Here is a 25,441-nt window from a genome sequence, read left to right as displayed (position 1 = left end):
GCGCTCTATATGAGCCGACCCTCCCCCTCCAGGGGAGGGTAAGCAGCTCCTACCTCCCCAGCTCCGTGGCTTTCGCCACGCGGTCGAACCGCTCCAGTGTCATGATCGCGTCCGCAAACTTCTCCGCGCGCGCGTTCAGCACCGGGCGCGCCAGCGTCAGAAACTTCTGCTGCATCGCCTGCGCGTCGGGGAACGAATTCGGCTCGCCCGAGGGATCGGCATAGAGCCGCTCATGCACGCCATCGTCTGTCGTGATGCTGACGCGCGCGCCGAACGGGTGGGTGCGGCCGACCTCGAGCCGATCGTCCTGCACCACGTCGAACTTTTCGGCGAGCGCGTCGATGGCGGCGTCACCAAGGCGGTTGTAATCGTCCCAGCCGAACGAGCCCTGGTCGAGCGCGAGCGCACCGGTGAAGAACATCGAGAACTGGCCGCCGACGATCGAGGTGGGATGCCGCTTGGTCGCGACATCGCCGGTCAAGGTGATGCCGTTCCGATGCAGGCCGATCTCGACGCGCTTGACCTGGTCGGGCGTCAGATTGTGCTCGCGCCGCATCGCGATCAGCGCGTCGATCGCCGCATGGGTGTAGCGGCAGCTCGGATACGGCTTCACGCCGATCTTCATCGTCTCATAGGTCTTGCCGAGCCCGGCGACCGCCTTGTCCGGATGCGCGTTGTCGGTGTAGCCGGCGAGCAGGCCGTGCTTGCCCTCGACCGATTCGCTCGCGCCGACGAAATCGTTGCGCGCCAGCGTCGCGGCGATCACGCCATTCATCGCGGCGGCGCCGACCTGGTAGCGCTTGTTCCAGGCGCCGTTGACCAGGAATTGCAGCGAGCCCGCGGCCTGGCTGCCGGAGACGCCGAAGGCGGCGATGATCTGTTGCTCGGACAGGCCGAACAGTTTGCCCGCGGCGGCCGCCGCGCCATAGGTGCCGGCGGTCGCGGTCGGGTGGAAGCCGCGCGCGTAATGCGAGGTCGGGTCGAGCGCGTTGCCGAGCCGGCAGCAGACCTCATAGCCCGCGACGATCGCGGTCAGCACGTCGCGGCCCGACGCGCCGACCATCTCGCCGACGGCGAAGGCGGCCGGAACCACCGGCGCGCTCGGATGCAGCGAGGAATCCGCGTGCGTATCGTCGAAATCGAGGGAATGGCCGAGCGCGCCGTTGAGCAGTGCCGCGACCGCCGGCGTCCAGGTCTTGCTGTCGCCGAACACGGTGGACTCGCCCTTGGTGTCGAGCGCGAGCGCTTCCAGCATCTTCAGGATCGAGGGGGTGGATTCCGCCTCGCTGCGGGCCCGGATGGCGCTGCCGAGGAAGTCCAGCGTCAGCACCTTGGCGCGATTCAGCACTTCCGCCGGAATATCCTGGTATTTCAGATTGACGACATAAGCGGCGAGCGTTGCGGTTTCGTGAGCCATCGTGTTTCCTCGTTTTGGCGCGCAAGTTAGGCGGGCTGATTTGGCCTTTCAAGCGGCCTTGGGGCCGCGGGCATCAGCCATGCTTTTGGCAGGCTCCAAGAGGATCGGACCGGGACATTCGACGATGGCATTCGCAAGACAAATGTTCGACCGGATCCGATCACGGCGCACGCAGTTGGGGCTGGCGATCCGGGTCACGGTGGCCGCAGTGGCGGCCTATGCGATCGCCACCGCGCTGCATCTGCTATTGCCGCTCTGGGCCGTGCTGACCTCGCTGATCGTGACCCAGATGAGCGTCGGCCGCTCGCTGAAGGCGACGCGCGACTACGTGCTCGGCACGATCGGCGGCGCCATCTATGGCGGCGCCATCGCGATCCTGATCCCTTATTCCACCGAGGCGGGCCTGTTGGGGCTGCTGGTGCTGGCGGTCGCGCCGCTCGCCTTCGTGGCCGCGATCAACCCAAGCCTCAACGCCGCCACGGTGACCGCGATCATCGTGCTGCTGGTTCCGACCATGCATCATTCAGATCCCCTGGCGTCGGCGATCGACCGCGTCAGCGAGGTCGGGGTGGGCGCCATCACTGGCCTGCTGGTCTCATTCCTAGTGCTGCCGTCCCGCGCCGTGCGGCAGATCCGCGCCAGCGCGGCCACGCTGCTCGAACTGATCGCGGATGCCTTCACCGAACTGCTCGCGGGGCTCACGCGCGGCCGCGACAACGACGCGCTGCACCGGATCCAGGACGGCATCGGCACGGCAATGGTGGGCATGAACGCGATCGGCGCCGAAGCCGAGCGTGAACGCTCCGTGCGACTGTCGAGCGGCCCCGACACCGGCCCGCTGCTGCGCACCGTGCTGCGGCTGCGCCATGACGTCGTGATGATCGGCCGTGCCACGGTGGTGCCGCTGCCGGCCGAGGTGCAGATGCGGCTTGCAGCCCCGCTGACGGAAGTCTCGACCGTGATCGCGCGATTCCTTCGCTCCGCCGCCGCGGCGCTGCGCGAGGGCGCCGGCGCGCCGGCGATCCATCCGGTCCACGTCGCGCTCCAGCATTATGCCGAGGCCGTCGCCGCCGTCCGTCATGACGGCCTGATCCGCGGCCAGCCCGGCGACACCGCCGAGCGCTTCTTTGCCATCGGCTTCTCGCTGGAGCAGATGCACCAGAATCTCTGCGATCTCGATCGCGTCGTCGGCGAATGGTCAGAGGCTTCGACCGACAAGTCCGCGCGCGTGGCGGAGTGATTCTTTAGAGGTCGAAGAAAGCGAGCGCTGCCGCGTCGCGCTGCTCGATGCCGTCGGTCAGCGCCTTCAGCGCGACATCGAAGCCGGGCTGCTTCTGCTCCAACTCCCATGCGCCGTCATGGTCCCACTGAAAGCACTGGCCATGTCGCTCGCCCGGCTCGACATGGAGCAGCAGGCAGCGACTGAGCTGTGATGGCTCGGCGATGGGCACCAGGTGTTTCAGCGACACGCCATACTCCTTGCGGAAATAGGCGCAGGCCTCTTCGAGCTCGTCCTCGGAATGAGCAATGAAGTCGAGGACGTTGCGCAGCTGCGTGGCCAGCTCGTCCGGTGCGTAGAAGCGTAGCTCGGAGGACGATTCAGGCAGCCGTACCAGCAGCTCGGTCTCGCCGCGGCTCAGCAGGAAATTGCGATAATCGTCGGGCAGTTTGACATCGATGGCCTGCTCTGCCGCGCTGACATCCGCTTCGCTGGCCGGCGTGCCGGGCTTCCAGCGCCAGCCCTTTGCGGTCGTGCCTGCCTTGCGCCGGGCTTCATATTCGGCGTAGCCGGGAAACAGCGTGATGACATCGTAGCCGCCGAACCGTGACCATTGATAGGCATCGTCAAAGGCTTCCTCCCGTCGCTCCGGAAAGAAGCCGCAAAGAATCTCGGCACGCTGGAGAATGCGATCATGGTTCGGAGCGATCTTGCAGAGATGCTCGATCGTCGCGAGCGCCGCGACCGGATTTTCCGCGAGAAGATAGACGTCGCTGAGCAATTCGAGGATGCGACCTTCAAGGTCGCCTTCGTACATGGACCAGGCGTAATGCGACTGTCCCGCAGCCCGCCGTGCGCGGAGCGCGTCACGCGCCTGTTCGGCAAAGCGCAGGGTCTGCGTAAAATCTTCGCCTGCGGCCTTGCCGTGATGAGCGGCGAGCCAGAGATACAACGGCTCATGTTCGGCCGGAGTGCCCTTGAGCGCGTCGAGCTGCGCGGCCTGCTCGGCCATCGGCGCGCTGAGCGCCAGGATCATCAGCTCATCGAGCCCCTTCTGCCAGTCCGGCTTGGCTCGCGGATTGGGACCGAGGTCGCGCAGCGTGTAGTTGGTATGATCCGTCTCGACATAGCCGGCTGCGACCAGCTTGGCGACATGGCGGCGGAAAGCCGCTGCGGCGCCGGCGATATCAGGAAATTCCTCGCGCAGGAATTCGTTCGCGTCGGGCTCGCCCTTCCAGTTCATATGAATGCCGATCACCATGGGATCGCTGCCCGGGACCAGCATCAGCTCGCGATCGTCATCGCCGGGTGCGCGGTGGAAGAACTTTGCCAGATACATGCGACCCTCCGAACGCGCCGCCGGGATCGGGGCGCCACGTCTCAGTCGCAGCTTCAGGGAAACCGGTTCATGCCGGCCGGCAAGAGCGTTTTCGAGCGAAGCGGATAGCGGTTCGCGTGAAGAAAACGCGTCCCAAACAACGGTCAGCGCTTTTTCAGGCCCTTAGCCACCATGCGCCAGAGCAGCAGGTCGATGCGGTCCTGGCCGAAGAACGGCTCGTTCTCGAACACGAAGGTCGGCACGCCCCAATGGCCGGAGGCGGCATGGTCCTTTTCGTTCTCGGCGATCACCCGCTCGTAGCGATCGGGGTCGGCACTGATCGCTTCATCCATCGCGGCGAGATCGAAGCCGGCCGCTTCAGTGGCGCGCGCGAGGTGATCGCCTTCGTTCCAGCCCGCCACCGAGCCGTCCCACAGCACGCGCGCGATCGCATCGGTGAATGCGAGCGAGCGGCCTTCGAGCTGCGCCATCGCACCCAGCCGGGTCAGGCGGTGGATGTAGGGCTGCTCGGCCGCAACATCGAACGTCGTCTTGTCCTGCACGATCGGATCGGGCCTCGGAAAGCGGAACGGGATGCCCTCGTGCTGCGCCACGCGCGTGCTGTCGAGCACCACATAGCGAATGAAGTTCGGACTGGCCTTCTTGAAGAAGCCGGGCACGCGGACGGCGAGCGGATAGACCGGCCGCAAATTCACCGCGAGATCGTACTCTTCGACGAGCTTGAGCGTCTTCGGCAGCGCCAGATAGCTGAAGGGACTGCGGTAGGAGTAGAAGAGATCGACGGACAGGGTCATTGCACCGGCTCCATGATCCCGATCATCCCGCCAGTCTGCGCGTCAGCATGCGGAAGCGCAAGATCAGGAGGCCAGCATAGACGAACGTGCCGGTCGAGAACCCGATCCAGACGCCGACCGCGCCGAGCCCGGCATTGAAGGCCAGCACCCAGGCGATGGGAAAGGCGACGCACCAATAGCCGATCGCCGCGAACAGCAACGTCATCCTGGTATCGTTGATGCCGCGCAGCGCGCCGGCCATGATGGTCTGGAGGCCGTCGGCGATGAAGAAGGTCGCTCCGACCAGCAGCAGGGTCGCCGTCAGCTCGACGGTGGCCGCGCTGGCCTCGCTGCTCCCGAAGAACAGCCGTCCGAGCGCGTAGCGGCCGAGGATGATGGCAACGGTCAGGGCCGAGACCAGCGCTACGCCAAGCACCGCCGCGACGAGGCCCGCTCGCCTCACCGCGGCCGGGTCGTCGCGGCCGAAAGCATGGCCGACGCGGACCGTCGCCGCCATGCCGATGCCAAGCGGGACCATGAACAGCACGGCGGTGACCTGGAGCGCGATCTGGTGCGCGGCAAGCGCCGTGGTCGAGATCAATCCCATCAGCAGCGCGGCGGACGAGAACAGACCATATTCCAGCAGCAGGGAAAACGAGATCGGCGCACCGACCGCGATGAGCTGGCGCATCAGGGGCCAGTCGATCCGCCACAGATGGGCGAGCGGGCGGTAGTCCGCGAATGGCTTTCGCCATGCGGCGATGGCGAGCACGGCGAGGAAGGTGCCGAGATTGACGAGCGTGGTCGCGAGCCCCGCGCCGAACAGGCCGAGCTCCGGCAGGCCGAACAGGCCGTGGATCAGGCAATAGACCAGCGCCGCGTTGGCGGGGATCGCTGCAACGGTGATCCACAGCGGCGGCTGCGGCCGGTTCACCGCGCTCATCATGCTGCGCAACGCGATGAAGCCGAGCGCCGGCGCGATGCCCCAGGCCAGCCCGTTCAGATAGCGCTGCGCGAGCGCGGCCGATTGCGGCGCCTGTCCGAGCGCCAGCAGGATGCGCTCGCCATAGAGCGGCGAGGCCATCATCGGCAGCGAGATCAGGAGTGCGATCCACAGGCCGGCGCGCAGGGAGCGGCGGATGCGCTTGACGTCGCCGGCGCCGAACGCCTGCGCGGCCAGCGGCGACACCGCGGCCATCAATCCGAGCCCGAAGGTGAAACTGACGAAATAGACGGTGTGCGCCAGCGCGGCGGCCGCGACCGCATCCTCGCCGAGCCGCCCGATCAGCGCGAGATCGGTCGTGATCATCGCGATCTGCCCGAGCTGCGTCAGCATCATCGGCACGGCCAGCCGCAGCGTCTCGACGAACTCTTCGGCGAGATGGTTTTGCGGCACGCCGGCTTGCGGCTGCGGACGAGGCTGGACGGTGTCGAGCATGGCGGTTGCAATAGCACAGCCGCACGTCGAAAACATGGCCCAGCTCTCGTGTCCCGGACGCGCGAAGCGCGAGCCGGGACCCGGGAGCCAAGGGCGCGGCTCTCAGGAACCGTAGGGTGGGCAAAGGCGCGCTTGCGCCGTGCCCACCATCAGTCCAACGCGGCAACAGAAGCGGTGGGCACGCTACGCTTTGCCCACCCTACGATACTGTGGCGCGGAGAGAACTTCTCAGCCCTTCCTTTCAGGCACGCGCCTGATCTTGGCGCCGAGCGCGTTCAGGCGTTCGTCGATGCGCTCGTAGCCGCGCTCGATCTGGTCGGCGTTGTTGATCGTGGAGGTGCCCTCGGCGCAGACCGCGGCGAGCAGCATCGCCATGCCGGCGCGGATGTCGGGCGAGATCATCGATGCGCCACGCAGGCGGCTGGGGCCGGCGATGATGGCGCGATGCGGATCACAGAGAACAATTCGCGCGCCCATGGCGATCAGCTTGTCGACGAAGAACATCCGCGATTCGAACATCTTCTCGAACATCAGGATCACGCCGTCGCATTGCGTGGCAGTGACGATCGCGATCGACATCAGATCGGCCGGGAAGGCCGGCCAGGGCTGATCTTCCAGCTTCGGCACGTGGCCGCCGAAATCGTCCTGGATCTTCAGCGTCTGGTTCGAGGGCACGATGAGATCATCACCCTCGATGCGGCAGACGATGCCGAGCCGCTCGAACCCCATGCGGATCGAGCGCAGATGCTCGACGCCGGCGCGCACGATGCGAAGCGGGGAGCGCGTGACGGCCGCAAGCCCGATCAGCGAGCCGACTTCGATATGGTCGGGCTGGATCCGGTAGGTCGTGGCGCCCAGCGTCGCCGGTCCATGCACGATCATGGTGTTGGTGCCGATGCCCTCGATTCGCGCGCCGAGCGCGACCAGGAAATTGGCGAGGTCCTGCACATGCGGCTCGGAGGCCGCGTTGCGCAAATGGGTGACGCCGTCGGCGGCGACCGCCGCGACCAGCGCGTTTTCGGTTGCGGTGACGCTCGGCTCGTCCAGAAACACGTCAGCACCGGCAAGCTTTGCCGCGCGGAATTCGAGCCGGTCGGTGGCGGTGACCTTGGCGCCCAGTTGTTCGAGCGCGAGCACATGGGTGTCCAGGCGGCGGCGGCCGATGACGTCGCCGCCGGGCGGCGGCAGCATCACTTCGCCGCAGCGGGCGAGCAGGGGGCCTGCGAGCAGGATCGAGGCGCGGATACGGACGCAGAGCTCGGGGTCGAGGTCGGCGGCGCGGATGCTCTTGGCGTGGATGTGCAGCGTATTGCGGGCGGTCCATTCCGCCGCCGCGCCGACCGAGCGGATCAGCTCGACCAGCGTCTCGGTGTCGCGGATCCGCGGCACGTTCTCCAGCGTCACCGGATGCTCGGTGAGCAGGGCGGCGGCGATGATCGGCAGCGCCGAATTCTTGTTGCCGGACGGCTCGATCGAGCCCGAGAGCCGGTGACCGCCCTCGACAATGTACTGGATGGGCGCCACGGGGTTCTCGCTGTCCTGTTGGGTGGGGTGTTTCGGGCGGAAACTACAGAGAATTGAGCGCGGGAGCAATTGTGCTCGCTGCGGTTAGAGCCAGCCTGTTAGCCCCGAAGAGGCTGCTAGCCCCTCATGGTGAGGAGCGCGGAACGCGCGTCTCGAACCATGAAGGCCCGGACATCTCGCTTGCGACCATCCTTCGAGACGCCCGCTTCGCGGGCTCCTCTGTCCCGTGCTGAGGAGCGGGCTTCAATGCCCCAGGATGAGCCGGTCTCCCGTCCGCCACCGCGCGAGCCATTCTATCCCGCCCGGCGACCTTGAAGTTACAAGGATGAGGATCGGAGCTTGCGGCAAGCGGCCCTAGAACAGGCCGATGTTGTTCGCCACCACATAAAGGACGACGATCAGCATCAGGACGCCCATGGCGAGGAACGATATCTCGATGGCGATGGCGCCGCTGCCGAGCGCGGCCGCGACGCCCGCCAGAAGCCTCTCCTCGCGAAACACGAGCGCGAGCACGGAGAACAGGATGGCGAGCAGGCCGAGCGAGATCGCGCCGATCGAGGATGCCTCCCTCAGCTGGCTTCCCGTCGACTTCTCGCGTGGCGGCGCCTGATACTCGACGCCCTTGACCCGCGCGATCATGCGATCCTTCAGGCGGTGGCCGGTGTCGACAATCACTTTGTCGGCCGGCGGCGGCGGGTAGATCGCGGGTATGACCCAATGCGGCAACACGGCCGCGATCAGCGCCAGCACACCGACGATGCTACCGATCACGCCGAGACGGCGAGAGGGGAGGACAGGGCTGGCAGTTGCGGAACTGGTCATGGCCGCGACGTTTCCCGGCCAGAACGGGCCGATGGGTTCACGCCATTTCGTCGTGATGGCCGCTGGTCGGGTTCATCGGCGGTGTTTCCACAGCGTCATGGCCGAGCATAGCCGTCCAAAGGACGGCGTCGCTTCCGCTCGCCTGTCCCGGCCATCCACGCCTTTGCCCCGATGCACGAAGAACGTGCCCTGGGACAATCCCGGGCATGACGCCCCTTCGTGAATGTGTCTCCACACAAATAACTTTGACACAGTCGCCCGAAATTTCGCAATAGAATCAAGGGTCACTCGACGTGCCGTAAAATAATTCTCTGACTCAAATAACTCAACAGCCTGACTCTAGGAACGCGCTCCAACGCCTAACTCTGACTCTACCGCGTCGGGCGCCGCTTCTGGTTGTATCGACGCCTTTGCAAGGCGGCGCACTGGAACGTCCCGCACTCGGCGGACGCGGGAGGGTATACTTAGGTGGCCATCGAAGGCGTCATTGGCCAAGAAGTTAACGGTCTATCGAGAGTTTGAAGGCCTGCAGGTGCGGACGCCATCAGGTGTTGACCGATGATTAAACGTCATGAGCTCGCTCGATCTAAGCGAACCACGTCGAGCTTCATCAGAATGGCAATTGCGTCATGATTTATCGCGAGCGAATACGACATCGAACCTCTGTTTGGCGACCACCTGATCAAAGACGCCGTTCAGCCGGTCGTTGGCCGCGTCATAATTGAGCGTGTAGGTCGAGCCGTTGTAACCGGCGGCGCGCAACTCGAAGAGCAATTTGAGCGCGTTACCGTCCCTGCTCGCGACCGCGACATGAAAAGGCAATGGTCTCGGATTTGCGTAGCTCGCGTCGAGTTTGCCGTCCGCGTCAACAGCTCGGATGGTGATCACGTAACCTCCCTGGAGACGTACCCAGCGGCCGAGTAGCCTGTCAAATGCCGGTTCAGCTGACGACTGCCTTGCGGCCGTCGTTGCGGATGGCTGCTGAGAAGGCTGCTGCGCCAATGCCGGATTCACGATCAGGGAGAGGCAGAGCATCACAAATGGAATGGGATTCATATTGGTTCGATCCGCTTGGTTGCTTCTTCGTCGATCCCGCCCCATGAACCTTGCTTCCTGCCATGAAGCGCTCAGGCCGCTTTATTTGTAAAGCCCCGGCAGTGGCTCAGATCAGTCGCGCTCCGCTACTAAATCGGGTGACATATTGTAAGGTAAACTTATTATTGCTGCAGAGCATTTTCTACAGTCATTGCGATCCATGCAGAACTCGATAGACCCTGCTTGCGTGCGGTGGCATTGAGCGCGTCGACGACATCCGGCGCAAGTGGAACGTTGACAATGACGTCCAGCCCGCTTTCCAAGCTGTAGACCAACTGCGTGATTTGCCCAGCGAAGCGCCGAACCTTTGCAGCTTTTTCTGCATCAGTCTGCGAGCTTTCTTGAGCGACGATCAGGCAGTAAGCGCCGACAAGATGACTTACAATCTGACTCTTTGCCATACCGTCCCGACGTAGAGTATCGATAGTCGAGTTGAGCCGGCCGAGACTTCCCATCGCGTCAGCGTCGGGAAGAAGGGCCTTCATTCTTTCAAGCTTTGAGGGATCGCTGCTGGTAAAATTGAAAGGACAGTTGAGTTTTTCGATAGCGGCGGAGGGCTCTGGCGAGAGCATGATTCCCAATAGCATGAGGCTTCGCGGCAGTGACATCTTAGTCATGGGATGCTCCGTCATTTGTGAGCCAGACGGAGAGACTGCTACGCTGATCAAGTTAGAGCAATATGCCTGAACCGCGGGACACTCTAACGAAAATTGTCAGGGAGACTGACGCTTGGTGTAGGTGATCACGTGCCACGTCGTTCCTCGAGGACGACCACGGCGGACCTGTAGCGGGTGATGGCGCGTCGCAGCGTTGCAGCCCACTGAAACCGCCTTCGCGAGATTTTCGGGTCGTTCGATTTTCAGCTTTGCAATAAGGTCGCCAAATGAGCCGAGCGCCAAATCGCTCGGCTTGCGAATCAATGACGGATAACTGTCGACGGAGATGTTGGAAAAGTTATTGACACTCTGTGACATCGCACCAAGCTAGCCGTCGTTCTCGACCCGAATGCCAAAGCGATGTTTTCGATCCGACATTCAGCCCGTTTACCGATTTCGCACTGCCAGAGGCTAGGACGCGCGTCAGAATAATCACGCACCCGGCGATTGAGCAAATGCCCCTAGAATTTGTGAGTCGATCGCGTGACAGACCTTCACCAAATTCTGCAAGCGATTGTAACCATTTTGGCCGTTATCAATCCCGTAGTGTGCGGTTCGCTCTTTCTGAGCCTGACGCCGAATCTGACCGCGCCGGAACGACGACGCGAGGCGGCCAAGGTCGCCCTCAACATTCTGATCATATTGATGGGCTCTGCGTTGGTCGGACTCAAGGTTTTAAGCATCTTCGGGATTTCGCTTGACGTGTTCAGGGTCGTCGGCGGAATGATCATCGCGTATATGGGATTCGATATGCTGCGTGGCAGCCATACGGTTGCTCAGGCGCCGCCCGACAATAGCGACGCGGACGTTCAGGGCTCACTTGTACCACTTTTAATGTTTGCAGCCGGTCCCGGAACTATTACGGCCGTGGTCACGTTGGCAGCTGTTCATACGCCCGATGGTTTGCCGGTGACGGCAATCATCGCCGCTGTCGCTGGAGCAGGCGTAACATTTGTGGCGTTGACCCTCGCTGTTCGGCTTGGGCCTCGTCTAGGCCGAGGCACGCAAGCGACAGTCACACGCTTCATGGGGCTCATCGTAGCGTCCATGGGAATGCAATTCGTGCTGGTCGGCCTAAAGGCGTTTCTTGAGACTTAGGGTCACAATCATCGCGTAGCGAACAATCGGCCAATGAGGTGGCGCTCGAGGGCATCCTTCCCGCGGAAAGCTTTCGCTTGTTCGAGCCGTTTTACACCACAAAGGAAAATGGTCTCGGTCTCGGGATGTCAATCTGTTCGACGATAATTGAGGCGCATGGAACGTCATGCCCAGGACAAGCCCGGGCATGACGATCACCCAAAGCCACGAGCCTCAGATATCGATCGTCGCGCTCAGCGAATGTTCCTGGATGAAGTCGCGGCGCGGCTCGACCACGTCGCCCATCAGCTTGGTGAAGATGTCGTCGGCCTCGTCGACTTCCTTGACCTTCACCTGCAGCAGCGAGCGCGCATCGATGTCCAGCGTCGTTTCCCAGAGCTGCTCCGGGTTCATCTCGCCCAGACCTTTGTAACGCTGCAGCGTGACGCCCTTGCGGCCGGCGTCGGTGACCGCTTCGAACAGGTCGACCGGGCCGTAGACCATGTGCTCGATGTCCTTGCGCCGCAGCTTGCCAGGGCGGGCATAAACGTCCTGGAGCTTCACGGTGTATTCGTCGAGCTTGCGGGCTTCGACCGAGCCCAGGAAGGCGGCGTCGATGACGGCGGCTTCCTTGACGCCGCGCACGGTGCGTTCGAACTGGAAGCCCTGGCCTTCCACGTACTGGCCGACCCAGCCGCGCTCGACCTCCTCGGCCTGGTTGTCCAGCCGTCCCGCGATGTATTGTGCCGCTGCGGCGGCTTTCTCGGGATCGCCGTAGATCGCCTTGTTGAGCACGCCGGTGATGGCGGCCTGCTCGATCACCTTGCGATTGTAGCGGCTGTGCAGATTGCGCAGGACGCTGCGGACGGTGCGGGCGTCGTCGACCAGCGAGCGCAAATCGCGGCCGGTGCGATCACCGCCGACGCCGGGAATGAAGACGCAGTCGTCGAGGCCTGTGTCGATCAGATAATCCTCGAGCGCCCGCTCGTCCTTCAGATACTGCTCGGACTTGCCGCGGCTGACCTTATAGAGCGGCGGCTGGGCGATATAGAGGTAACCGCCGTCGATGATGTCGCGCATCTGACGGTAGAAGAAGGTCAGCAGCAGCGTGCGGATGTGGGCGCCGTCGACGTCGGCGTCCGTCATCACGATGATCTTGTGATAGCGCAGCTTCTCGATCGAGAATTCGTCGCTGATGCCGGTGCCGAGCGCGGTGATCAGCGTGCCGATCTGCTCGCTTCCCAGCATCTTGTCGGGGCGGACGCGCTCGACGTTGAGGATCTTGCCGCGCAGCGGCAGCACCGCCTGGAATTCGCGGTTGCGGCCCTGCTTGGCGCTGCCGCCTGCCGAGTCGCCCTCGACGATGAAGAGTTCGGACTTGGCCGGATCCTTTTCCTGGCAGTCGGCGAGCTTGCCGGGCAGCGAGGAGACCGAGAGCGGGCTCTTGCGCGTCAGCTCACGCGCTTTTCGCGCGGCTTCACGCGCGGCGGCGGCCTGGATCACCTTGCCGACGATCATCTTGGCTTCGCTAGGGTGCTCCTCGAACCAGGCCTGGAGCGCCTCGTTGAGGACGTTCTCGACCACGGGACGCACTTCCGAGGACACCAGCTTGTCCTTGGTCTGCGACGAGAATTTCGGATCGGGCACCTTCACCGAGAGAACGGCGGTGAGACCTTCACGGCAGTCGTCGCCGGTCAGCGCGATCTTTTCCTTCTTCGCATTGGCCTCGGCATAGCCGTTGACCTGGCGTGTCAGCGCGCCGCGGAAACCGGCCAGATGGGTGCCGCCGTCACGCTGCGGGATGTTGTTGGTGAAGCACAGCACGTTCTCATGGTAGCTGTCGTTCCACCACAGTGCCGCCTCGACGCCGATGCCGTTGGCCTCCGCGCGCACCATGATCGGCGCCGGCACGATCGCCTTCTTGTTGCGGTCGAGATATTTGACGAACTCCTCGACGCCGCCGGAATAGTGCATCTCCTCGCGCTTCTCGACCGCATGGCGCATGTCTGAGAGCGCGATGTTGACGCCGGAATTGAGGAAGGCGAGCTCGCGCAGGCGGTGCTCCAGCGTCGCGAAATCATATTCGATGTTCTTGAAGGTTTCCGTCGAGGCCTGGAACGTCACCTCGGTGCCGCGCTTGCCCGGCGCGTCGCCGACCACCACCAGCGGTGCGACCGCATCGCCATGGGCGAACTCGATGTAGTGCTCCTTGTTGTCGCGCCAGATGCGCAAGCCGAGCTTGCTCGACAGCGCGTTGACGACGGAGACGCCGACGCCGTGCAGGCCGCCGGAGACCTTGTAGGAATTCTGGTCGAACTTTCCACCGGCATGGAGCTGGGTCATGATGACCTCGGCCGCGGAGATGCCTTCGCCCTTGTGGATGTCGACGGGAATGCCGCGGCCGTCGTCGCGCACCGTGACGGAATTGTCGGCATTGAGCACGACGTCGACGCGCGTAGCGTGGCCCGCGAGCGCCTCGTCGATCGCGTTGTCGACGACCTCGTAGACCATGTGGTGCAGGCCCGAGCCGTCGTCGGTGTCGCCGATATACATGCCCGGGCGCTTGCGGACGGCGTCGAGACCCTTGAGCACGCGGATCGATTCCGCCCCGTAATCGCTTGGATTTGAGGGCTCGTTTTCGGCAGGCGTCTGCCGAGCAGGTTCTGTCATGAGAGGCCTTCGAGATGTCGCCCGAATCAGCGGCGCAAAAGGCGCTGATTTGCAGGCTATTTGTGCCATGAAAGACCGCTTGCGCCTAGCGCAAAGTATCTTCCGGCAACCCTTTGACGAAATAGGGATTTTTTGCCGGTTTTCAAGGCTCCTGGAGGCCGATTCTGGGGCTTGCGAAAAGGGCGATTCGAGGCCCTGTTTTTAGCTCTTGAAGGCGTGGATTTTGCGGGGCGGAGAAGCGCGTTCCCAGGCGCCGTGGCGCCCCGGAACAGGCCACCAGGTTCAGTAGATCTGATCCGGCCTCTTGTCGTCGTCGCCCAAGCTGAGGGACCAGGCCTCGCCTGAGGCCACGGTGATGGTATCGGTGCGCACCGGATAGCCCGACACGACCAGCTTGTAGGAATATTTGCCGGGCGGCAGATCCAGCGTTTGTGGGTGATTGACGCCGCCCGCGATCTTGATGGTCTGATCGTTGATCGTGAGCGAAGCCGTGTCCGGCGCGAGATAGCCGAATATCAGCCGCGCTTGTCCTGCTATCGGCAGGAAATTGGCCTTCGCCGCGGCCTCCGTATTCCGCTGCACCAGGCTGACAATGGTCTCGTCCTGCGCGCGGCCAAGCTTCAGGGTGGCCGGCCCCTTGGGTGAGGCGAAGGCGAGCTGCACATGATCGGCGGCAACCACAGTGCTTTCAGGCCTTTCCTCCCAGCCACGCTTTGCGAGCTCCCTGCGGTAGAAGGCGAGCACATCGCTGAGCTGGGCCTGCACATGGGCTTCGAGTCCGACCCGCAGCGGGATTTCGATGCCGGTCATATGGGTGGTGTTGGAGCTGGAGAAGTTGTGTTGCTTCGGCACCGGCATCTCGGCGTTTGGATCCGCCGGTGTGAGTGCGGCCGAAGTTTGCGGTGACGGGTGCGGCAGCCATCCGCCGGCGCCTGCGGCGACCAGGCCGCCCGCGAGAAGAGCGAGGCCGCACGCGAACAGCCGCCATCGTGCCGGGACCTTCGTTCTGCGCCTCACCGTCGTCATGCCACTCTCCAGGGATGTCGCGCGTTGTAGTCTTCGCGCGATGCAGCGGCTGCGACACAGTCGCCGCCGCCTCCGGACGACTAGTCGCCCCACCAACTGGACAGGTTCAACCTGGCCGTTACAGGCACAGGCGGCGGGATCAATACATCTGAAGCGGCAGCACGTCGTCGCTTGGCCCCACCAGGAGGCCCCAGGCGTCGCCGGCGGCAACGGTCAGGGTTTCGTTGCGAGCGGGCTGCCCGGGCAGGCGCAGCGCGTACTGATACTTGCCGGGCGGTAGATCCAACATCGGGCCTTTCGGCGATTGCGGGCCGCCGGCGCCGGCAACGCATCCAGCGCGCCAAATGAAGAATCCACTGCCGGCACTCCCTTCTATACGCGATGATATTTCGCGCGGGCTTTCGAAGCGGATCCCGCCGAACGATTTCTTAGCGAAGAAGGATGAGTCGTGGCGTTGGGGCCGACATGAATCGCCACGACTTGTCGCGCTCAGTCCCTCGCTCTTTCGAGCGCGTGTCGAATGACCTTTTGCTCATCCTCCGTCATCTGCGTCGCGCCAAGCTTGAAGGTCAGCTTGTCGATCTTGCCGGTGAAACGGAAGGGCAGCTTATAGCTGTCGTCCACCGTCGTGCGGGTGTCGCTGCCGATGTCAAACGTTTCGTCGATGGCCATAAGAAACGGAATCGTGTGCGGGATCGTCTTTGCGGCCACCAGCTTGCCATCGGCCGTCAGTACACCGGTGCCACCCTTACCCGGGCCGGGTCCGTTGTACTTGAAGTCGAATACAATGGTGTGCTTGCCCGGCTTGAGCGCATCGGTAAACAAGTCGCGACCGCCAATGCCGCCTTCCCAGCGGTACCGTTCTAGATCGAGCAGGTTATAGACGAAGACAGGCTTGCCTTTGAGCAGGTAGAGGGCGTATCCGCCAAAGCGACCGCCTAGAGTTGCGATCATTCCTTCCGCGCCGCCCTTAGGAACGGTAACCTCGGCCGTGATCGTGTAATCCTTATTGAGAAGGCTCGGAGCGTTAGCGTCAGGGATGCCAGCGTTCTCACCAGAATATGTGAAAACGGTTCGTCCGGCGGTCGCGCTTGGGCGCGGTGTCACAATGCGGGGCAGGACCGAGTTGTCCAGCGGAAAGACCTGGTATTTCGCCGCCTCCGACAGGAACAACGCTTGCAACTCCTTGAGCTTGTCGGGATTCCTGGCTGCGAGGTCATTGGCCTGCGAGTAATCCTCGGCGATGTTGTAAAGCTCCCACTTGTATTCATTGATCCCCGGCAGCTTGGCGGTGCCCAGAAGCCAGGGAGGCGCAGGCGGCGTCGTACATGCATACCAACCATCGTGATAGATGCCGCGGTTCGCGAACATCTCGAAATACTGCGTGTCGCGCTTTGACGGCGCGTTGGCGTTAGCCTGGTCGAACGTATAGGCCATGCTGACGCCCTCGATGGGCCTTTGCTTGATGCCATTGACGGTGTCGGGAGCCTGAATGCCTGTGGCTTCCAGAATCGTCGGCACGATGTCGATCATGTGATGGAATTGGCTGCGGATGCCGCCGACGTCCTTGATGTGGCCGGGCCATGAGATGGCCATGCCTTGCCGGGTGCCGCCGAAGTGCGATGCCACCTGCTTGGTCCACTTGAACGGGGTGTCGAAGGCCCACGACCACGCCACCGACATATGCGGGTAGGTCTTGTCGGAGCCCCAATCCTCGTAGTGCAGCATCAGCTCGGTTTCGGGCAGTTTCAGAATGCCGTTGTAGGCGGTCATCTGGTTCGGCGTGCCCTCGAGGGTTCCTTCGGCGCTGGTGCCATTGTCGCCGCTGATGTAGATGATCAGGGTGTTGTCGAGTTTGCCCATGTCCTCGACCGCCTGGATGACGCGGCCGATTTCGTAGTCGGTATACGCCGCATAGCCGGCAAACACCTCGGCTTCGCGCGCGTACAATTTCTTCTGGATGAACGAGAGCGAGTCCCACTTCGGCAGCGTATCCGGCCAGGCGGTGAGCTGGGTGTTCGCCGGGATCACCCCGAGTTTCTTCTGGTTGGCGAAGATCTGCTCGCGCAGCTTCTCCCAACCCATGTCGAACTTGCCCTTGAACTTCTCGCTCCATTCCTTCTTCGGCTGATGCGGCGAATGGGTGCCGCCGGGCACGTAGTAGACGAAGAACGGCTTCTCGGGCGCCGCCGCGTTCAGTCCGTTCATGTAGTTGATGGCGTCATCCGCCATGTCGGTGATGAGGTTGTAGCCGGTCTTGCCGACCCATGGAAAAACCTGGCTCGTGTTGCGGAAAAGGTAAGGCGTCCACTGGTCGGTCTCGCCGCCCATGAACCCATAAAAATACTGAAATCCCATGCCGATTGGCCATTGGTCGAACGGCCCGGCTGAGCTGTACAGATAGGTCGGGGTGTTGTGGTTCTTGCCGAACCATGAGGTGGCAAATCCGTTATCCCGCAGAATGGTCCCGATCGTCGCACTTTCCTGGCCAATGACGGAATCGTAGCCCGGATAGCCGGTGGACATTTCACCGATCACGCCAAACCCGACCGAGTGGTGGTTGCGGCCGGTGATCAGCGCTGCCCGCGTCGGCGAGCAGAGCGCTGTCGAGTGAAACTGCGTGTAACGCAGGCCCGCCTTGGCGATGCGATCCATGTTCGGGGTCGGGATCACCCCACCGAAGGTGCCGGTCACGCCATAACCCTGGTCGTCGGTCATGATCAGCAGCACGTTCGGCGCGCCTTTGGGCGGCACAACGGACGGTGGCCAGTATGGCTTGGAGTCCGTGGCATCTTCCTTGATCACGCCTTCGAACTTCGGAGGCTCAGGCGGAAGCTGCTTGCCATCGATGGTTGTCGTGGCGCTCGGCGAACCCGGCGTGCCGGTGGTTTGCTGCGCGAGGCTGGTCGTCTCCAGCGCGCACAGCATAAAAGCGACGGTCAGTGCAGTGCCGCAAAGCAGCAAGTTGCGGTGGTTTAGTAAGCGGCTTTCTGGCTTTGAGCTATCGTCAACGTGACGGGTACGCGTCATTGCAAGCTCCCTCTTGGAGACGTCAGAACCTTGTTGACGCCTATTCGGGAGGCAACGCCGCAACGCTCTGTTGATTTAGATCAACTTTCCGCCCACGGGTCCGAAACGCCGGCTGCGCGTGGGCGCACCTGCTTCGTCGCACCTCAATACATCTGCAGCGGAAGCACGTCGCCGCTTGGCCCCACCAAGAGGCCCCAGGCGTCGCCGGCGGCTACGGTCAGGGTCTCGTTGCGAGTGGGCTGCCCGGGCAGGCGCAGCGCGTACTGGTACTTGCCGGGCGGCAGATCGAGCATCGGGCCTTTCGGCGATTGCGGGCCGCCGGCGCCGGCCGCGATCTTGATGGTCTGCTTGTTGATCGTCAGCGACGCCTCCTTCGGCCCGATATTGCCGAGCATCAGCCTCGCCTGTCCCGCCTTGGGCATGATGTCGGCCTTGGCCGCTGCCTGCGGATTCCGCTGCACCAGGCTGACCGTTGTCTCCTCCCTGGCGCGGCCGAGCTTCAGCATGGCCGGCCCCTCCGGCGAGGTGAACGCCAGCTCCGCCCGCTCGGCGGTAACAGTCGCGCCGTCAGTCTTTTCCTGCCAGCCGCGCTTGGTGAGCTCTGCGCGATAGAAGGCGAGGACATCTGAGAGCTCAGCCGGAATGCTGGCTTCAAGCTCCTTGCGGAACGACTGGTCGCTGCCGGGGAATTTCGTCGAGCTGATCCCGCTCGAGCTGCGCTGCGTCGGCACCGGCAGGGCGGAATCGGGATCGGGCTTCAGCGGCTCGGTCGATTTGGCCTGCATGGCCTTGGATTCTGTCGGTTTGGATTGTGCCGATTTGGTCTCGACCGGCTTCGCCGCGGCCACGACCAGGCCGGAGCCGGTGGCGCTGACATTCACTTTCGGGCCCATCTGCATCACGGTCATCGAGATCGACTTGCCGCCCTTGGAGAACTCCATCACCGCCATGTTGGGCTGGTTGATGACGGAGGGCTGCTCCTTCCAGCCCGCGTTCTTCAGCGATGCGCGGTAGAAGGTGCCGAGCGCCTTCACGCTCGAATTGGAGGAGAATTCGAGCCGACCGTCGCCGCCTTCGAATATCACGCCCTCGGCGGTCTCGGGCAGCGGCACCGGTGTCTTGCTGTCGGCGAGCGCATTGAGCGGCGCATCGGAGAGTCCGGCGGCCTGCACCTTGCGCCGCGCCTCGTCGGCGGCGATCATCTTCTGTGCGGCTGCTGCGGCATCGCTGAAGAACTTGTCGTCGGCCTCCTTCTTCGCCTTGGCGCGGGCGGCAAGCGCGGAGTCCTTCACCTGCACGTTCAGGCTGATCATGGTGAAATCATATTTGCGGCCAAGCCGCAGCACGCCGGTCTCCTCGGCGTTGGAGACTTTGATTGCGACTTCGTCGCCGGGCGCGAGCGGCGCGCTGCCATCTTCCTGCCAGCCGCGCGCGGCGAGCTCGCGGTGATAGAAGGCGAGCACGGCGGGCAGCTCGGCCATCGCGGCGGCCGACATCTCGCGCTTGTTGGAGCTTGCGCTGCCGAGGCCCCTGGCCGTCTTGGTCGGGGTTGGCCGCGGCAGGCCGGCCAGATCGCCATCGGCCTTGAGCTCGCTGGGCAGCGCGAAGGGCGCGACGCGGATATCGATATTGGTGCGGCCGTCGTCGCGGCGTGTCAGCGTCAGCATCACCGGCTTCTGCTGGTAGAAGCCGGTGTCCTTGCTGTCAGGGTGCGCGTAGAAGGCGCGCAGGCCGTTGGGAACGGTTTCATCCAGGCTGGTCGTCCAGCGCGCGGCGGTTTCCGGCGTGAGTTTCTGCCAGCCGATCGCGGCCATCTGGCTGGCGTAGAAATCCGACGTCGCATCGAGCGCGCTGGGCGCGATGCAGCCGAGATAGGGCCGGGTCCCATCGAACATGATGTCGCTCGCGCCGTCCGGAAACGGCACGTTCCCGTAGATCCGGTCGGTCGTGTAGTAGACCACGGATTGATCGGGCCGGCCGAGGGCCTGCGTGAAGTGAACCGAAAGGCCCTGCCGTCCCTTCTTGAAGTTCAGATTGGTGCTCTTCTCCTCCAGCGGCCTCACATAGAGCACCCAGCCGTCGGCGCTGAGGAGTTTCTTCACCGCCGGCGATGTCACGGCTTCCGGCGTCGGCATGCGGTATTCGACGCGGTAGGGATCGGGGCGCGAGGTGTCTTCCACCGCGCCCTCGAGCTGCGGCAGCGCATGGACGTCGACGATGCCTCCGTCGGCGGCGGCCGCGGTCGAGCAGCTCGCCATCAGGACAAGGCCGCAGGCAAGCAGCTGCCATCGTGCCGGGACTGGCGTCCCGCGCGGGATCATCGACATCGTCACGTCTCCAGGATATCGCGCACGGCTCAGGCGTGCGCATTTGCAGGCTGCGACACCGTCGGCGCGGCCTCAGACGAGAAGTCGCGGCAGAAACCCGGGAGGTTCAATACAGCAGGAGCGGCGACCATGCCTCTCCGTCGCGCCCGACCGTAAGCTCCCAGGTATCGCCGGCAGCGAAGTTGAGGATGTTCGTCGTGGCTGGATGGCCCGGCACGCTCACCTCGTAGGAATATCTGCCGGGCTGCAGATCCAGCGAAACCGCGTAGGCGCCGGCGGCGTGCTTGATGGTCCGGTCGTTGATCGTGAGCGAGGCTTCCGTTTCGCTGATATTGGAGAACACCAGCTTCGCCTGGCCGGGCTCGGGCATCACGTTCGCATTGGCCGCGACAGATGCGTTCTTCTGCACGAGATTGACGGCGGTGCTGGCGTCTTTGCGGTCGAGCGCCAGCATGCCAGGTCCGAGCGGGGAGGCGAAGGCGAGCTTGACGTGATCGGCGGAGACCACCGCGCCATCGCGCTGCTCCTGCCAGCCGAGCTTGCTGAGTTCGGTGCGGTAGAAGGCGAGGACGTCGCCGAGCTCGGCGGGCACGGTGGCCTCCAGCCTTGTGCGGAGTGGCGTTTCAATGCCCTTGACGACGGTGGTGTGCGTTCCTCGGTAGCTGTAACGGGTCGGCGCGGGCAGCTTGGCAGCGGGGTCCGGCGTGAGTGCCGACGCGAACAGCGGCGACAGATGCGGCACCCAGGCGCTGGCGCTTGCTGCGAGCATGCAGACCGCAAGCAAGAGGAGGCCGCACGCAAAGGCCAGCCATTGAGCCGGGACTCGCGCCCCGGTCCTTACCGTCCGCATCTCATTCTCCAGGGTTTTCGCGCGTGACGTCATTTGCGCGCTGGCGACGGCCGTGACAGGCATCGCCACGGCCTCAAAAGGCTAGTCGCGATTGCAAACGGCCGGGTTCAACGGCGCGGTCTAGCGCCGGGCGGAGACACGTCCGCTCTCGACGTCAAAGACGTCGCCGCCTGCGCCAATGTCGGCAAAGGCGGCGGGGTCGGCGCCGGTCAGCCACACCTGCGCGCCGAGCTTGCGCAGCTCCTCGAACAGCGCCGCGCGCCGGTTCGGATCGAGATGCGCGACGACCTCGTCGAGCAACAGCAGCGGCACGATGGCGGTCATCTCAGCGACCAGGCTCGCATGCGCCAGCACGAGGCCAATCAGCAGCGCCTTCTGCTCGCCGGTCGAGGCATCGCGCGCCGGCATGCTTTTCGGCGCATAGATCACCTGGAGATCGGTGAGGTGCGGGCCGTCGGTGGTGCGGCCGGCGATGGCGTCGCGCGGGCGGTTGTCGCGCAGGATCTGGCGGTAGCGGTCCTCGACCGACGTCGCGGTCTCCGTGAGCAGCGCATTCTCCATCCAGCCGTCCAGCGCGATTTGCGCGGACGGAAAGGCGGATTCCTGCGCGCGGGCGTTGAGCATGCCGGTGAGGCGCGCTGCGGTCTGGCCGCGCGTTGCGGCGACCGCGACCGCAAGCTCCGCGGTCTCGCGCTCGATCGCATCACACCAATGGTCGTCGTAATTGCGCGTCTCGAGCAGGCGGTTGCGCGAGCGCAGGGAGCGTTCGAGCGCGGAGATGCGGCTGGAATGCTCGCTGTCGATCGCCAGCACCAGGCGGTCGAAGAAGCGCCGCCGCTCGGAGGCCGCGCCCATGAACAGCCCGTCCATCGCCGGCGTCAGCCACACCATGCGGATATGGTCGCCGAAGGCGGTGGCCGAATTGACCGGCTCGCGGTCAATGCGGCAGCGCCGGCTGACTGTGGCGTCCGCGCGCGGCGCGTCGATGCCGGTGCCGAGCGTGGCGAGCCCCAGCGCGCCCTCGACCTGCGCCGACACCGCCCAGGAGCCGTCGCCCTGGTTGTCGGCAACATCTTCCAGCGTGGCGCGCCGCAAGCCGCGGCCCGGCGACAGGAACGAGATCGCCTCGATGCAATTGGTCTTGCCGGCCCCGTTCGGCCCGACCAGCGCCACCATGTCAGCCGCCGTCTCGAGCCCCGCCGCCCGATAATTGCGAAAATGCGTCAGCGTCAGGCGTTGAATGCGGGAGGGGGTCATATCACTCTGTCATTGCCGGGCACCCACGTTCTCAGGCTCCCAAGACGTGGATGGCCGGGACAAGCCCGGCCATGACGTATGTAGGCAATGCGAAGGAGGCCGGTAGGCCTCACACCCGCATCGGCATCAGCACGTAGAGCGCGCTCTTGTCGTCCTTGTCCTGCACCAGGGTCGGCGAGCCGGGGTCGGCGAGCTTCAGCGTGGCGACGTCGCCTTCGATCTGGGCGGCGATGTCGAGGAGGTAGCGCGAGTTGAAGCCGATATCGAGGGCGTCGGAGGCGTATTCGACTTCGAGCTCTTCGGTCGCGCTGCCGGAATCAGGGTTGGTGACCGATAGCACCAGCTTGCCCGGCGACAGCGAGAGCTTCACGGCCCGGCCGCGCTCGCTGGAGATGGTGGAGACGCGGTCGACCGCGTTCTCGAAATCCTTCTTGTCGACGACGAGTTCCTTGTCGTTGCCCTGCGGGATCACGCGGCCATAGTCGGGGAAGGTGCCGTCGATCAGCTTCGAGGTCAGCACCACATTGCCGATCGTGAAGCGGATCTTGGCCTGCGACAGCTCGATCGTGACTTCGGCCTCGTTGTCCTCGATCAGGCGCTGCACCTCGCCGACGGTTTTCCGCGGCACGATCACGCCGGGCATGCCGTCGGCGCCCTTGGGCTGGACCAGGTCGAGCTGGGCGAGCCGGTGGCCGTCGGTGGCAACGCCGCGCAGGGTGGCGGCCGTGGCCGTGCCCGCGGCGTGCAGATAGATGCCGTTGAGATAATAGCGCGTCTCTTCGGTCGAGATCGCGAACTGGGTGCGGTCGATCAGCCGCTTGACGTCCTTGGCGGCGAGCGAGAACGAGTGCGACATGTCGCCGGCGGCGAGATCCGGGAAATCATTCTCCGGCAGGGTCTGCAGCGTGAAGCGCGAGCGGCCGGCGCGGATCGCCAGCACGGCGCGGTCGCCGTCGGCCTCCAGCACGATCTGCGAGCCATCGGGCAGCTTGCGCACGATGTCGTAGAACATGTGCGCCGGCACGGTGGTGGAGCCCGCGGTCGCGGTTTCGGCCGGGAGCGTCTCGGTCACCTCGAGGTCGAGGTCGGTCGCCTTCAGCGACAATTTCGCGTTCTCGGCGCGGACCAGCACGTTGCCGAGGATCGGAATGGTGTTGCGGCGCTCGACCACGCGGTGGACATGACCCAGCGATTTCAGGAGTTGCGCGCGTTCGACCGTAACCTTCATTGCACTACTCGCCCGATCCCCAAGGAAACACAACGTTGGAAAAGCCGGGCGGCGGGACGCGCGCCACGGCATCGAAGACCCCGAAAAGCCGGATCATCCAGCCGATATGACCAAAGCCGTCAGGGTCGCGCAAGGTGGCGCGGAAAGCCATCCGTTTCAAGGGATTGCGGGGTGGTTCCCCACGATTTACAGCCCAAAAGGAGGGCGGCCGTCCCGGCAAACGAACACCGCCGCCCAGGCATGGCCGGGGCGGCGGGAGAATGGCAGGAGCCTTAGGCGTTTATTCCTGAAGCTGGCGCTTCAGCGACTCGACTTCCTCGGACAGCGCCGTGTCCTTGTTGACCAGCGCCTCGATCTTGCGCACGGCGTGCAGCACCGTGGTGTGGTCGCGCCCGCCGAAGCGGCGGCCGATCTCGGGCAGCGAGCGCAGGGTCAGCGTCTTGGCGAGATACATCGCCACCTGGCGCGGACGGACCACGTTGGCGGTGCGGCGCGAGGACAGGAGGTCGGAACGGCTGACATTATACTGCCGCGCCACCACGCGCTGGATGTCCTCGATCTTGATCCGCTTCGGCTCCTGCGGCCGGACCAGATCGCGCACCTCGCGCTCGGCCATCTCCAGCGTCACCGGCTGGTTGTTCAGCTTCGAATGCGCGAGAAGCCGGTTGATCGCGCCTTCGAGGTCGCGGCCGTTATGGGTGATGGTGCGCGCCAGATAGAGCAGCACCTCCTCCGGCACGTCGAAGGTGGCGTGATGGGCGCGGGCCGCCGCGACGCGCGACTTCAAGATGCCATGCCGCAGTTCTTCGCCGAGCGAGCCCATCTCGACCACGAGGCCGCCGGCGAGGCGCGAGCGCACGCGATCGTCGAGGCTTTCGAGGTCGGACGGCGGACGGTCGGCCGCGATCACGACCTGGCGGCCGGCATCGATCAGCGCGTTCAGCGTGTGACAGAACTCGGCCTGGGTCGACTTGCCCTGCAGGAACTGGAGGTCGTCGATTACGAGCACGTCGATGCCGCGCAGCGCTTCCTTGAAGGCGAGCGCCGTCTGCGTCTTCAGCGCGGCGACGAAGCCGTACATGAATTTTTCGGCCGTGAGATACAGCACCTTGCGCTCGTTGCCGGAATTGCCGGCCCAGGTCACGGCCTGGAGCAGATGCGTCTTGCCGAGGCCAACGCCGGCATGGATGTAGAGCGGATTGAACATGACGGGATCGCCGCGACGCCCTTCGGCGACCTGACGAGCCGCCGCATGCGCCAGCGTGTTGGAGCGGCCGACGACGAAGCTTGCAAAGGTCAGGCGCGGATCGAGCGGCGAGCCGCCGAGCGCGTCGTGGTTTGCGGAGACCGGCGCAGTCGCCGTCGAGCGCAGTTCCGGCGCGGGCGCGCGGCGTGTTTCGACCGGCGCAGGCGTCTCCTTCTGCTGCACGACCGGGCGCACCGCGGAGCGAACGGTGAGATCGATGCGATGAACTTCCGGCGCCTCGGCCTGCCAGCACGACAGTACGCGCTCGGCATAATGCGCCTGAATCCAGCTCTTCAGGAAGCGCGTCGGCACCGAGAGCCGCACGCTCTCCTCCTGCACGCCTTCCAGATCCATACGGGCGAACCAGCTCGTATAGACGTCTTCGCCTACGTTCGAGCGCAGCCGGCTCTTCACGCGTGACCAGCGATCCTGTTCCGATGTGTTCAT

18 protein-coding genes and 1 pseudogene are annotated in these 25,441 nt (G+C 64.2%); 2 read left to right on the top strand and 17 right to left on the bottom strand.

Features of this window, described 5'->3' with window-relative positions; genetic code table 11:
• Positions 1–49: 49 nt before the first annotated feature.
• Positions 50–1,417: an MmgE/PrpD family protein gene (locus AB7Z56_RS00095; protein WP_441256132.1), complete on the bottom strand. Its 1,368-nt coding sequence runs from the start codon at positions 1,415–1,417 to the stop codon at positions 50–52.
• A 124-nt stretch (positions 1,418–1,541) separates the two neighbouring features.
• On the opposite strand from AB7Z56_RS00095, the gene AB7Z56_RS00090 reads away from it, so the two are divergent.
• Positions 1,542–2,657 (top strand): FUSC family protein, encoded by a 1,116-nt coding sequence (locus tag AB7Z56_RS00090; protein WP_063980110.1) that lies wholly within the window; start codon positions 1,542–1,544, stop codon positions 2,655–2,657.
• Positions 2,658–2,661: 4 nt separating this feature from the next.
• On the opposite strand, the gene AB7Z56_RS00085 is transcribed toward AB7Z56_RS00090, so the two are convergent.
• The 7 genes from AB7Z56_RS00085 to AB7Z56_RS00055 form a co-directional block, all read right to left on the bottom strand.
• On the bottom strand, positions 2,662–3,975 hold the full coding sequence (locus AB7Z56_RS00085) for an SMI1/KNR4 family protein (protein WP_283017884.1): 1,314 nt from the start codon (positions 3,973–3,975) through the stop codon (positions 2,662–2,664).
• 143 nt (positions 3,976–4,118) lie between these two features.
• Positions 4,119–4,769, bottom strand: a complete 651-nt coding sequence (locus AB7Z56_RS00080) for a 2-hydroxychromene-2-carboxylate isomerase (protein WP_063980108.1) — start codon at positions 4,767–4,769, stop codon at positions 4,119–4,121.
• 22 nt (positions 4,770–4,791) lie between these two features.
• A complete protein-coding gene (locus tag AB7Z56_RS00075; RefSeq protein ID WP_063980107.1) occupies positions 4,792–6,186 on the bottom strand; it encodes an MATE family efflux transporter in 1,395 nt (464 codons plus the stop codon).
• A 228-nt stretch (positions 6,187–6,414) separates the two neighbouring features.
• Complete coding sequence (murA, locus tag AB7Z56_RS00070) at positions 6,415–7,710, bottom strand: UDP-N-acetylglucosamine 1-carboxyvinyltransferase (RefSeq protein ID WP_014491005.1); 1,296 nt, start codon at positions 7,708–7,710, stop codon at positions 6,415–6,417.
• 354 nt (positions 7,711–8,064) lie between these two features.
• Positions 8,065–8,532, bottom strand: coding sequence for a hypothetical protein (locus AB7Z56_RS00065; RefSeq protein ID WP_063980106.1), 468 nt, complete (start codon positions 8,530–8,532; stop codon positions 8,065–8,067).
• A 627-nt stretch (positions 8,533–9,159) separates the two neighbouring features.
• Positions 9,160–9,588: a hypothetical protein gene (locus AB7Z56_RS00060; RefSeq protein ID WP_199877118.1), complete on the bottom strand. Its 429-nt coding sequence runs from the start codon at positions 9,586–9,588 to the stop codon at positions 9,160–9,162.
• A 161-nt stretch (positions 9,589–9,749) separates the two neighbouring features.
• Positions 9,750–10,244 (bottom strand): hypothetical protein, encoded by a 495-nt coding sequence (locus AB7Z56_RS00055; RefSeq protein WP_187387846.1) that lies wholly within the window; start codon positions 10,242–10,244, stop codon positions 9,750–9,752.
• Between the two features lie 522 nt (positions 10,245–10,766).
• Between AB7Z56_RS00055 and AB7Z56_RS00050 the strand changes: the two genes are divergently transcribed.
• Positions 10,767–11,381 (top strand): MarC family protein, encoded by a 615-nt coding sequence (locus AB7Z56_RS00050; protein WP_063980104.1) that lies wholly within the window; start codon positions 10,767–10,769, stop codon positions 11,379–11,381.
• A gap of 213 nt (positions 11,382–11,594) precedes the next feature.
• Here AB7Z56_RS00050 and gyrB read toward each other — a convergent pair whose 3' ends face one another.
• From gyrB to dnaA, 9 genes and pseudogenes are all read right to left on the bottom strand, one after another.
• Positions 11,595–14,030 carry a DNA topoisomerase (ATP-hydrolyzing) subunit B gene (gene gyrB / locus AB7Z56_RS00045; RefSeq protein WP_441256131.1) on the bottom strand — a complete coding sequence of 812 codons (2,436 nt, stop codon included), beginning with the start codon at positions 14,028–14,030 and terminating at the stop codon, positions 11,595–11,597.
• 282 nt (positions 14,031–14,312) lie between these two features.
• Positions 14,313–15,056 carry a hypothetical protein gene (locus AB7Z56_RS00040; RefSeq protein WP_063980102.1) on the bottom strand — a complete coding sequence of 248 codons (744 nt, stop codon included), beginning with the start codon at positions 15,054–15,056 and terminating at the stop codon, positions 14,313–14,315.
• A gap of 139 nt (positions 15,057–15,195) precedes the next feature.
• A pseudogene (locus AB7Z56_RS00035) lies at positions 15,196–15,381 on the bottom strand (hypothetical protein); the annotation flags it as partial.
• A gap of 164 nt (positions 15,382–15,545) precedes the next feature.
• Complete coding sequence (locus AB7Z56_RS00030) at positions 15,546–17,984, bottom strand: arylsulfatase (protein ID WP_063980101.1); 2,439 nt, start codon at positions 17,982–17,984, stop codon at positions 15,546–15,548.
• A 245-nt stretch (positions 17,985–18,229) separates the two neighbouring features.
• Positions 18,230–20,413, bottom strand: a complete 2,184-nt coding sequence (locus AB7Z56_RS00025; RefSeq protein WP_063980100.1) for a hypothetical protein — start codon at positions 20,411–20,413, stop codon at positions 18,230–18,232.
• A gap of 106 nt (positions 20,414–20,519) precedes the next feature.
• The gene (locus AB7Z56_RS00020) at positions 20,520–21,263 is read right to left on the bottom strand and encodes a hypothetical protein (RefSeq protein ID WP_063985953.1); all 744 of its coding nucleotides are present in this window, start codon (positions 21,261–21,263) and stop codon (positions 20,520–20,522) included.
• Positions 21,264–21,383: 120 nt separating this feature from the next.
• A complete protein-coding gene (recF, locus tag AB7Z56_RS00015) occupies positions 21,384–22,520 on the bottom strand; it encodes a DNA replication/repair protein RecF (protein WP_063980099.1) in 1,137 nt (378 codons plus the stop codon).
• Positions 22,521–22,629: 109 nt separating this feature from the next.
• The gene (gene dnaN, locus AB7Z56_RS00010) at positions 22,630–23,748 is read right to left on the bottom strand and encodes a DNA polymerase III subunit beta (protein ID WP_014491013.1); all 1,119 of its coding nucleotides are present in this window, start codon (positions 23,746–23,748) and stop codon (positions 22,630–22,632) included.
• A 280-nt stretch (positions 23,749–24,028) separates the two neighbouring features.
• Positions 24,029–25,441: chromosomal replication initiator protein DnaA (dnaA, locus tag AB7Z56_RS00005; protein WP_063980098.1), on the bottom strand; the 1,413-nt coding region annotated here is incomplete at its 5' end.

Origin of the sequence: Bradyrhizobium sp. 482_C4_N1_8, from assembly GCF_052075965.1 — a bacterium.
GTDB lineage: Bacteria > Pseudomonadota > Alphaproteobacteria > Rhizobiales > Xanthobacteraceae > Bradyrhizobium > Bradyrhizobium barranii.
Note: the sequence above shows the minus strand (reverse complement) of the source record. Positions and strands in the feature narration are given on the sequence as shown.

What these genes read in the sequence shown, in the direction of transcription:
- AB7Z56_RS00095 (WP_441256132.1), bottom strand. Translation starts at nt 1,417, where the DNA reads ATGGCTCACGAAACCGCAACGCTCGCCGCTTATGTCGTCAATCTGAAA.
- AB7Z56_RS00090 (WP_063980110.1), top strand. Translation starts at nt 1,542, where the DNA reads ATGGCATTCGCAAGACAAATGTTCGACCGGATCCGATCACGGCGCACG.
- AB7Z56_RS00085 (WP_283017884.1), bottom strand. Translation starts at nt 3,975, where the DNA reads ATGTATCTGGCAAAGTTCTTCCACCGCGCACCCGGCGATGACGATCGC.
- AB7Z56_RS00080 (WP_063980108.1), bottom strand. Translation starts at nt 4,769, where the DNA reads ATGACCCTGTCCGTCGATCTCTTCTACTCCTACCGCAGTCCCTTCAGC.
- AB7Z56_RS00075 (WP_063980107.1), bottom strand. Translation starts at nt 6,186, where the DNA reads ATGCTCGACACCGTCCAGCCTCGTCCGCAGCCGCAAGCCGGCGTGCCG.
- AB7Z56_RS00065 (WP_063980106.1), bottom strand. Translation starts at nt 8,532, where the DNA reads ATGACCAGTTCCGCAACTGCCAGCCCTGTCCTCCCCTCTCGCCGTCTC.
- AB7Z56_RS00060 (WP_199877118.1), bottom strand. Translation starts at nt 9,588, where the DNA reads ATGAATCCCATTCCATTTGTGATGCTCTGCCTCTCCCTGATCGTGAAT.
- AB7Z56_RS00055 (WP_187387846.1), bottom strand. Translation starts at nt 10,244, where the DNA reads ATGACTAAGATGTCACTGCCGCGAAGCCTCATGCTATTGGGAATCATG.
- gyrB (WP_441256131.1), bottom strand. Translation starts at nt 14,030, where the DNA reads ATGACAGAACCTGCTCGGCAGACGCCTGCCGAAAACGAGCCCTCAAAT.
- AB7Z56_RS00040 (WP_063980102.1), bottom strand. Translation starts at nt 15,056, where the DNA reads ATGACGACGGTGAGGCGCAGAACGAAGGTCCCGGCACGATGGCGGCTG.
- AB7Z56_RS00030 (WP_063980101.1), bottom strand. Translation starts at nt 17,984, where the DNA reads ATGCTGTGCGCGCTGGAGACGACCAGCCTCGCGCAGCAAACCACCGGC.
- AB7Z56_RS00025 (WP_063980100.1), bottom strand. Translation starts at nt 20,413, where the DNA reads ATGTCGATGATCCCGCGCGGGACGCCAGTCCCGGCACGATGGCAGCTG.
- AB7Z56_RS00020 (WP_063985953.1), bottom strand. Translation starts at nt 21,263, where the DNA reads ATGCGGACGGTAAGGACCGGGGCGCGAGTCCCGGCTCAATGGCTGGCC.
- recF (WP_063980099.1), bottom strand. Translation starts at nt 22,520, where the DNA reads ATGACCCCCTCCCGCATTCAACGCCTGACGCTGACGCATTTTCGCAAT.
- dnaN (WP_014491013.1), bottom strand. Translation starts at nt 23,748, where the DNA reads ATGAAGGTTACGGTCGAACGCGCGCAACTCCTGAAATCGCTGGGTCAT.